Source organism: Lactococcus ileimucosae, from assembly GCF_943193185.1.
Lineage (GTDB): Bacteria > Bacillota > Bacilli > Lactobacillales > Streptococcaceae > Lactococcus > Lactococcus ileimucosae.
This window is the reverse complement of sequence record NZ_CALPDE010000036.1, coordinates 1-9,475: the sequence shown is the minus strand read 5'-3', so window position 1 is coordinate 9,475 and position 9,475 is coordinate 1. Positions and strand designations below refer to the sequence as shown.

At 38.7% G+C, this 9,475-nt stretch carries 8 protein-coding genes; 3 read left to right on the top strand and 5 right to left on the bottom strand.

The window, feature by feature from the left end:
• The first annotated feature begins 353 nt into the window (after nt 1–353).
• Complete coding sequence (locus tag NFR51_RS10345) at nt 354–1,049, top strand: metal-dependent transcriptional regulator (RefSeq protein WP_251713576.1); 696 nt, start codon at nt 354–356, stop codon at nt 1,047–1,049.
• A gap of 67 nt (nt 1,050–1,116) precedes the next feature.
• Nucleotides 1,117–2,670 (top strand): Nramp family divalent metal transporter, encoded by a 1,554-nt coding sequence (locus tag NFR51_RS10340; RefSeq protein WP_251713575.1) that lies wholly within the window; start codon nt 1,117–1,119, stop codon nt 2,668–2,670.
• A gap of 116 nt (nt 2,671–2,786) precedes the next feature.
• Here NFR51_RS10340 and NFR51_RS10335 read toward each other — a convergent pair whose 3' ends face one another.
• From NFR51_RS10335 to NFR51_RS10315, 5 genes are all read right to left on the bottom strand, one after another.
• On the bottom strand, nt 2,787–4,004 hold the full coding sequence (locus tag NFR51_RS10335; RefSeq protein WP_251713574.1) for an MDR family MFS transporter: 1,218 nt from the start codon (nt 4,002–4,004) through the stop codon (nt 2,787–2,789).
• A gap of 115 nt (nt 4,005–4,119) precedes the next feature.
• Nucleotides 4,120–4,536 carry a nucleoside-diphosphate kinase gene (gene ndk / locus NFR51_RS10330; RefSeq protein WP_251713573.1) on the bottom strand — a complete coding sequence of 139 codons (417 nt, stop codon included), beginning with the start codon at nt 4,534–4,536 and terminating at the stop codon, nt 4,120–4,122.
• Nucleotides 4,537–4,761: 225 nt separating this feature from the next.
• The gene (gene clpB / locus NFR51_RS10325; protein ID WP_251713572.1) at nt 4,762–7,365 is read right to left on the bottom strand and encodes an ATP-dependent chaperone ClpB; all 2,604 of its coding nucleotides are present in this window, start codon (nt 7,363–7,365) and stop codon (nt 4,762–4,764) included.
• A 150-nt stretch (nt 7,366–7,515) separates the two neighbouring features.
• A complete protein-coding gene (locus NFR51_RS10320; RefSeq protein ID WP_251713571.1) occupies nt 7,516–8,145 on the bottom strand; it encodes an NAD(P)-dependent oxidoreductase in 630 nt (209 codons plus the stop codon).
• 92 nt (nt 8,146–8,237) lie between these two features.
• Nucleotides 8,238–8,678 carry an Rrf2 family transcriptional regulator gene (locus NFR51_RS10315; RefSeq protein ID WP_251713570.1) on the bottom strand — a complete coding sequence of 147 codons (441 nt, stop codon included), beginning with the start codon at nt 8,676–8,678 and terminating at the stop codon, nt 8,238–8,240.
• A gap of 141 nt (nt 8,679–8,819) precedes the next feature.
• Here NFR51_RS10315 and NFR51_RS10310 point away from each other — a divergent pair, with 141 nt between their 5' ends.
• The gene (locus NFR51_RS10310; protein WP_202230765.1) at nt 8,820–9,350 is read left to right on the top strand and encodes an HdeD family acid-resistance protein; all 531 of its coding nucleotides are present in this window, start codon (nt 8,820–8,822) and stop codon (nt 9,348–9,350) included.
• Nucleotides 9,351–9,475 lie beyond the last annotated feature (125 nt).

The window sequence follows — 9,475 nt, the reverse complement described above, 5'->3', positions numbered from 1 at the left end:
TGTGCTGTGCTGTGCTGTGCTGTGCTGTGCTGTGCTGTGCTGTGCTGTGCTGTGCTGTGCTGTGCTGTGCTGTGCTGCCTGATTATAGAGCATGGCCTTTTCCTCGTCAAGTATTTTGTGCACACAAAGTAACACAATATACATATTATATTATACCATTGTAATCTTTTGCTTATCAAATTCAAAATGATATTGTAAAAAAAGAAGACATAGGATGTGAGGAAGGAAGCAAAAACCTGTCTCTTATTTTTGGAAACTGGCAAACCAGCTTATTAGGGTAACCTTATATTATTGAAAAATAAATAAGGAGGTGCTATAATGTTTTTGTTACAACATATGTGAGGAGAAACTAGGTGCTAAAATTAACAAAAAATGAACAGGACTACCTGAAAGCCATTTATACATTAGAAGGCTTAAGCGATGAGTCTATAGTAAGTATTCAGTTGGTCGCAAAAAAATTGTCCGTTGCAGCTCCTAGCGCAACGGAGATGATTAAAAGACTGTCTAAAAAAGGACTCGTACTTTATGAACCTTATCATGGGGTTAATTTGTCCGAACAAGGTCATGCTCAGGCTCGTTTTATCATTAAAAGTCATCGTGTCTGGGAAACCTTTTTAGTTGATAAATTAGGTTACTCTACTGAGGAAGTGCATGAAGAAGCAGAAAATCTAGAACATGCTTCTTCTCCCAAACTTGTGGAATATCTCTATGCTTTGCTGGATTACCCAGTAACTGATCCACATGGTTCAACTATTCCTTCCGAGGTTTTTTGGAAAAAAGATGAAGTGGAAATTCCCTTATCTCACGCCGAGGAAGATAAGAGTTACTACATCACAACGTTAGATTCAGACGCTAAAGCTTTCTTTCACAAGCTTAAGATAAAGATTCCGCATTTTATTCGTATCCTTGAACGTCTCCAAGACGGTTCGATTATCCTAAAAGAAGACAGTGGTCAAATATCTGTAATTCCGCAATTTTTACAAGAAAATATATTATTAATGCAAAGAACAGGAAGTGTGGCTTCCTCTTTAAGAACAGAGTCTCTCTAGAGGGCTCCCTATTTTCACTCTTACATAAAAAATAAGGTTGAGTTTCTCTCAACTTAGAAAGGAAAATATGAACACTCTTAAAAATCAGCCTCATAAGTTGATTTATCATACAAATGGCAAGTCACTCCAAGAGATTAACGGAACGGTAAAAGTACCTAAAGAGGGTAAATTTTTCAGGACACTCCTTGCTTATTCCGGCCCAGGAGCTTTGGTTGCCGTAGGTTATATGGATCCAGGAAACTGGTCCACTTCGATTACAGGAGGACAAAACTTCCAATATTTGTTAATCTCGGTTATTTTGATGTCTAGCTTGATTGCTATGCTTCTTCAATATATGTCAGCCAAGCTTGGGATTGTTAGTCAGATGGATCTCGCACAAGCTATTCGCGCACGTACCAGCAAAGTCTTAGGAATTATTCTATGGGTGTTGACAGAGCTAGCAATTATGGCAACCGATATTGCGGAAGTTATTGGGGCGGCAATTGCGCTTTACTTACTTTTTGACATTCCACTGATACTGGCAGTATTTATCACAGTATTTGATGTCTTCCTTTTGTTACTTTTAACAAAAGTCGGTTTTAGAAAAATCGAGGCTCTCGTGGTCTGTCTCATTCTCGTTATCTTATTTATCTTTACTTATCAAGTCGCCCTCTCTAATCCTGACTGGAAAGAACTCGTTGAAGGATTTATCCCCAACACACAGACCTTTGCAACTTCGCCTTCAGTCGCTGGAATGACGCCTTTAACAGGGGCACTGGGTATTATCGGAGCAACTGTGATGCCCCATAATCTTTATCTTCATTCTTCTATTTCACAAAGTCGAAAAATCAATCACAGTGATGAAAAGGATATCGCCAGAGCTGTAAGATTCTCTACTTGGGATTCTAATATCCAACTTACCATGGCCTTTGTCGTTAATGCACTCCTGCTGATTATGGGTGTAGCCGTCTTTAAAACAGGCGTTATTGATGATCCTTCTTTCTTTGGTCTTTATGATGCGCTTTCTACCCCCTCTCTTTTAAGCAATGGTGTACTTGCTGACGTGGCGAAAACAGGTGCACTTTCAACTCTATTTGCCGTGGCTCTCTTGGCTTCTGGACAAAATTCGACCATTACAGGTACATTGACAGGACAGATCATAATGGAAGGCTTCATTCACATGCGAATGCCGATGTGGGCACGTCGGCTCGTCACACGGCTTCTTTCCGTCATCCCTGTCCTCATCTGTGTCACAATGACACGCGGCTATAGCTTAAAGGAACAGCATGAAGCCATTAATAACTTGATGAATGACTCTCAAGTCTTTCTGGCTTTTGCTCTCCCCTTTTCAATCATCCCTCTTTTGATGCTTACAAACAGTAAAAATGAGATGGGAAGGTTTAAAAACAATTGGATTGTCCAACTCTTTGGCTGGGTTTCTGTTCTTGCACTGACTTACCTCAACCTGATTGGTTTACCCGCTCAAATTGAAAGCCTCTTTCCTAAAAATCTAGCTTATCTTGCGGATGGGACAGCTCTTCTCTTGATTATTTTAGTTCTAAGTTTATTAATTTGGACTGTAGTTGAGCTTTATAGAGGCAACAGAAAACTCACCCTTCTTCATCAGAAACTATCTGATTAACAACAACTGACGGAGGCTTGATAACTCACTAAGAAGTCTAACTTACGCGACACCTATAAAAAATGGAACCGCTCTCTAACTGTGCGGTTCCATTTTTTATTTTCCATTTGGAGTTACTAGAGTGCTTCATGCATGCGGATAGCACGTAATGCAGGAAAAATCCCTAACAGTGTAATGACAATCATGAAAAGAGCCATACCTACATTTCCATAAAATGCTGACAGAGATACTAAGAGCCCTGAAAGGACCGCAGCTATAGGCTGAGTCACAGAAAATGCTCCCGTATATGTTCCGACATGCTCCCCCTCCATAAGATCTGCCCTTAAAGACTGAGAAAACGGTATAAGAATCATTTCCCCTAAGGTTACCACTACTGCAGCAATAACTTCCCAGACCAGATTCTTTCCCAAAAAGGCAAGAATAAATCCCAGCCCCTGTATAAGGATGCCTAATCCTATACCTGTACGGCGTGACCAGTTTCTCGTTAAATGATTTATCCTTCCCATGAAAAGGATGATGATTAATGTATTAATCAAAAGAAACATGGTTAACATTCTTTGACCATAAACTTCTACTCCAAAAATTCTTGTGGACAAAAAACTATCGCTAAGATGTACAGGCAGGTAATAATCGACTTGATTAAACATCATCGAAATAAAGACTGAAGCAAAAAGGTAGTACATAAAAATATGGTCTTTTGCTACAAATAAATAAGCTTGAATAATATTAGGTGTTTCTGTCTTACTTTGTTGTTGAGAGTCAAAAGATTCCTCAATCCAAAAAAAGATTACGATAAAGCTCAAAATTTCCTCAACAGTAATAGCGAGCAAAAGCCAAACCAGATAATCTCTAAAGAACCATGCAGAGAGACCAGAACCTATCATAATCGCAAAGTTAATCACCCAGTATTGGATACTATAAACTGTTCTTCGATTTTCACTGGTCGTTAAGTCAACAATCATGGCTTGGCTTGCTGTGTTAAAAAAACCAAAGCCAAAATTCTCAATCAAAAATCCCAGAAAAGTAAGCCAGGGATTAAAATAAAAACTAGAGTTAGAAAAAGTAGCCAGAGCTGCGCCCACTGCTGTAAGTGCTGTCGAAAATAACATCACTGGCCGTCTTCCTTTCATATCCGTCAAATGTCCAGCATAAAGTCCCACTAAAAAAACTACAATAGAACTTATAATAAGGAGGAAACCTGTAACTCCTGCCCCCATATACTTGTTGTAATAAATAGTCATTGATCCCCCTACTGTACTAAAGCAGAGGGTCCCTAAAAAATTCATCAGCAGACGAATCCTTATCGCCGGATGAAGTCTCCAAAATTCTTTCATATTTCCTTTTCTCCCTTGATAAAAAGTGGACACAAAAAGACCTTCTTCTGGTTCTTACAGCTATATAGCTCAACCCCAGTCAGAAAGCCTTTGCTCTTGAAAATTAATTTTTTCTTTATGAAAACCAGAGCGCAATTTCACGCTCTGCAGATTCGGGTGAGTCTGAGCCATGGACGATGTTTTCAATGGCTTTGCCTTTTTCAGGTGATTGCGCAAAGTCTCCACGAATAGTCCCGGGTTGAGCTTGTGCGGGGTTTGTCGCACCCATCATTGTACGCCAACAAGAGATGGCTTCTGAACCAGATATTACGCCAACGACAAGAGGACCAGAAGTCATGTAATTACGAAGATTAGGATAAAAATCTTTATCTACTAAGGCTTCATAATGTTTGTCAATCAAAGACTCATCTGGAGCGGTGCGCAGCTCTAATCTATCCAGCTGTAAACCGCGTTGTTCAATACGTTTCAAAACTTCACCCACTAAGCCGCGTCGAACTCCATCAGGCTTAATAATAAAGAATGTTTTTTCCATGAGAGACTCCTTCTTGTATCCTATAGTGTCTACATTCTACCTCTAAAGACTATAAATTGTCAAGAATTATCTGGAAATTCAAGAGAGAATCTACTACTTTTGCAAAAATTCCTGCGGAGCTCACATATCAGAAGCCTTTCAAAATTTTTAAATACTATAAAATACTTTTTACTGTATGAAAAAAGCCCAAAATGTTCGGGCTTCTTCCTTTATTTTAAGTATTGATTATTCAGAGGCAGGCAAAATATCAAAGTCCACTTTATTGTCAGTAAGTTTAACTAAAACTTTAGTTTTAGGTGGAATCTTGCCCGCAATGATTAATTTAGCAAGAGGATTTTCGATAACCTTTGTCAGATAACGTTTTAATGGACGCGCACCATAGGCAGGTTCATAAGCGTTTTCAGCAATCCATGTTTTCACTTCTTCACTGAGTTCAAGTTCAACGGACATATCTTCAAGACGTTGTGTCAATTGACTGGTCATCTTCACAATAATATTCTTGATGTTATCAAGTGACAGTGGTTTAAAGAGAATAGTGTCATCAATACGGTTGAGAAATTCTGGCTTGAAGTGCATGCGCAACTGCTTCATCACTTCTTCAGTTGTTTCTTCAGAGATTTCGCCCTTATCACCAACATTATCCAGCAAATATTGTGAACCAACATTTGATGTCATAATCAAGACGGTGTTCTTAAAGTCAACCAAGACACCTTTAGAATCAGTCAAACGGCCATCATCCAGAACTTGCAAAAGAATATTGAAGACATCTGGATGCGCCTTTTCAATTTCATCAAGCAGAATAATCGTATAGGGGTTACGGCGAACAGCTTCAGTCAATTGTCCCCCTTCATCATGGCCAACATATCCCGGAGGAGCTCCGACAAGACGTGAAACACTATGTTTTTCCATATACTCACTCATATCAATCCGAACCATATGTTCTTCGGAGTCAAACAGATTTTCAGCTAAAGCTTTAGCCAGTTCTGTCTTACCAACACCAGTTGGACCTAAAAAGAGGAATGAACCTAGAGGACGGTTAGGATCTTGGATACCTGCACGGGCACGAATGATAGCATCAGATACAGCTTCTACCGCTTCATATTGCCCAACAACACGTTGATGTAAGGTTTCTGGCAGATGAAGCAGTTTTTCACGTTCTCCTGCCACTAGTTTCGTTACAGGAATACCTGTCATACGACCAACCACTTCCGCAATTTGTTCCTCAGTAACAGATTCTTGCACCAGACTGAGATCATCTGATTTTGCTTTACTTTCAAGGTCTTTCAGTGCTTTTTCGATTTCAGGAATTTTACCATAACGCAATGCAGCTGCTTTTTCAAAATCGCCTTCATTTTGTGCTTCTTCAAGTTCATGACGGGCACGTTCCAGCTCATTTCTTTTTTCGGAAATATTACCGATTTCCTTCTTTTCAGCTTCCCATTGCGCTTTAAGTTGGTTGTTTTCCTCACGTAATTCAGCAATCTCTTCACGGATAATATTCAAACGTTTCTTAGAAGCATCATCATTTTCTTTTTTAAGCGCTGCTTCTTCGATTTCCAACTGCATGAGACGGCGATTGGCTTGGTCAAGCTCTGTAGGTAAAGAGTTCATTTCTACGCGAATAGTTGCGCTGGCTTCGTCCACCAAGTCAATCGCTTTGTCAGGGAGGAAACGATCTGTAATATAGCGGTTTGAAAGGGTTGCTGCGGCAACTAAGGCATTATCATGAATGGTTACACCGTGGTGAATTTCGAAACGTTCTTTCAAACCACGAAGAATAGAAATTGTATCTTCAACTGTGGGTTCAGTAACCAGAACTTTTTGGAAACGGCGTTCCAAAGCCTTGTCAGTTTCCATATATTTGCGGTATTCATCCAAAGTTGTAGCACCAATTAAGTGCAATTCACCACGTGCAAGCATTGGTTTCAAAAGGTTACCCGCATCCATTGAACCTTCAGTCTTACCAGCACCTACGATCGTGTGAAGTTCGTCGATGAAAAGGATAATTTGTCCGTCAGACTTTTTCACTTCATTAAGTACCGCTTTTAGACGTTCTTCAAATTCACCACGGTATTTAGCACCGGCAATAAGTGCCCCCATGTCCAAAGAGAAAACGGTTTTATCTTTTAGATTTTCTGGTACATCTTTACGAACGATACGTTGCGCAAGTCCTTCAACAATGGCTGTTTTACCCACACCCGGTTCACCAATCAGAACGGGGTTGTTTTTTGTTTTACGGGACAAGACGCGGATGATATCACGAATTTCTTCATCACGTCCAATTACAGGATCTTGTTTGCCTGCTTTTACTTGAGCAACGAGATCAACGCCGTATTTTTCAAGTGCTTTGTATGTATCTTCTGTATTTTGATTTGTCACTTTATCACCTCCACGTAAATTTTCAATTGCTGATTTTGTTTTTTCTTTATTAAGTCCATGACTGACTAAATATTTTGTTAAAGGATTTTGCTTTAAGTCAAAAAGTGCCAGCAGTACAATCTCTGTCGAGAGATACTCATCTCCCATCTCCTTAGCAATCTTATCCGCTGCACTAAAAAGACTAAAAAGATCTGAACTTATGTTTTGGCCATAAGTGATATTGCTCCCTTCAACAGAAGAAATTTTATCTATTTCATTTTCAATAATTTTTGTAAATTCATCAATATTGATGCCTAAATCTTTGTAAAAATTATAAGCAAAACTATTGGGTTCTACAAATATTCGCCATAAATGTGGAATTTCGATCACTTGATGATGGCGAGTTTGCGCAATTTGTTGCGCTTCATAAAGTGATTTTTGCATACTTGTTGTCATTTTTTCGATGTCCATAATGCACCTCGATTCATTTCATAGTAATGTAGTAATTTTCTCATTTTTCTTACCACCTCTTAATTATACTCCTTTGGTCAGTAAAGGTCAAACATTTTGTTCGCTATTTCATATGTAAAAAATAAAAGAGATTTTTCAAGAAAATCCCTTTTATTTTTGAAAAACACTGATACGTTGTCCGACATAATTTTCCTCAAGAGCAATATTAATCATCGCTTTGGCGTAATCCGCATAACTAATAATACTCTCGCCCTTGGCATTCATTGTGAGCTCCTCACCAGCAACAACATAATCTCCTGTCTTTTCTCCTTCTGGTCGGAAGTCAATTGCTGGACTCACATAAGTCCACTTAACATTGTCCCGTTTTCTTAATGCTGCCAAAGATTCAGCCATAGCGGCAGCTAAAGACTTAAAGGCTTCTGGAAAGTTCTCTGACTGGTAAAGTTGAAGGCTATGTTCGGGATTAAGATACAGACTTCCTGCACCACCGACAACCAGCAATCGCTTGTCTGTATTTTCCACTAAATCCGCAAGGTGCTGAACCGAAGCCGTATGTTGTTCAAGACTGTCCTCAGCCCAAATACCAAAAGCATCAATAATAACATCAAAATTTTTGACATCTTCTTTAGTCAAATCAAATAAGTCTTTTTCCAGTACAGACTGAGCTGCTGTTTTGTTCTCGCTACGGACAATAGCTGTAACGTCTATTCCTCTATCTACTGCCTCTTGTACAATCAGTCGACCAACTTTACCATTTGCTGCAACTACTGCTAATTTCATAAATCAACCTCCACCATCATTTTGTTGTAACTTCTTCTGTTACAAGTCAATTTTATATAAGCCAATAGAAAAAGTCAATTATTCAGTTTTTTTTAAGGGTTTATCGCTATGCAATGCTCAATATCCGTAAGAACTTCTTGCAGGCTTATCGCTTTCATTTGTTCTTCCATGGCGTTTTGAATCCTATCAAGTTTAACGTCAAGAACCTGATGGATATTTTTTCCCACAGCACAATCTAAGTTGGGATGCTCATGAAAATGAAAAAGTCCTTTTTGGCTCACAGCCTCAACTGCTTTATAAACATCAAATAAACTTATTTCCTCAACCGGCTTTGCAATTCTTGCCCCTCCACTTCCTCGAGCCACTGTTACCAGTTCTTTGGCTTTTAATTGTTGAAGCACTTTTCTGATGATGACGGGATTGACATTGATACTGCTTGCCAGAAAATCACTGGTTATCTTGCGCTCTCCTTCATATGTATGAATACAAGCAAAAATGTGAAGAGCAATCGTAAAGCGACTTGATATTTGCATTTTTTCTCCTTAAACGCTTGACTTACTTTAAGTATAATTCTCCTCTCTAAGAATGTCAATAATAAAACAATTACATCAATTTCCCACTCTTTTAAAAAAATGAGTTATAATTAAGTTATCAGAAAAGAAAGGGGTATTAAAATGTTTTCTGAAAATTTTTCAAAAAGGCTACGTAAAAATGTCGGGATAAACGGCTTAATTTCAACACTTATTGGCTTGCTTATTCTCTTCTGGCCTGGACGTACAGCGCAGGTGGGAACTGTTTTGATTGGAATTTCCTTTATTTTAATTGGGATTTTTTATCTTGTTTCTATTTTTTCATTGATGAATGAAAATTTTTGGTCCAGATTTGGACATTTTCTTTTAGGAACAATTTACGTGATTGCAGGACTGTTTTCATTGATTAATCTAGCAGCTGCCACAGCTACTTTGTTTATTATTATCGGAATTTTAGTGGGCTTTACTTGGATAACAGAAGGCTTTGTCTCTTTTAGTTATGTGCCTTATTCCCCCTCTAAACCATGGACTATTCTCTCTGGGGTCTTAAGCGTAGTTGCAGGTTTCATGCTTTTGCTTACGCCATTATGGGGTGCAATAGCACTTTGGACACTCCTCGGTATAGTTATACTTGTCCTTGGTATCTTTAAGCTCGTTCATTACTTTACATGGTAATTATAACAAAGCTTGTAAAATACAAAAAAAAGGAAACGCTCATGCTTGAGTGTCAAGCACCAAATAAAACGGACAGTAAAAAAACAAATTAATGTTCAATGAGGTATGCCATCCGATATTCCATG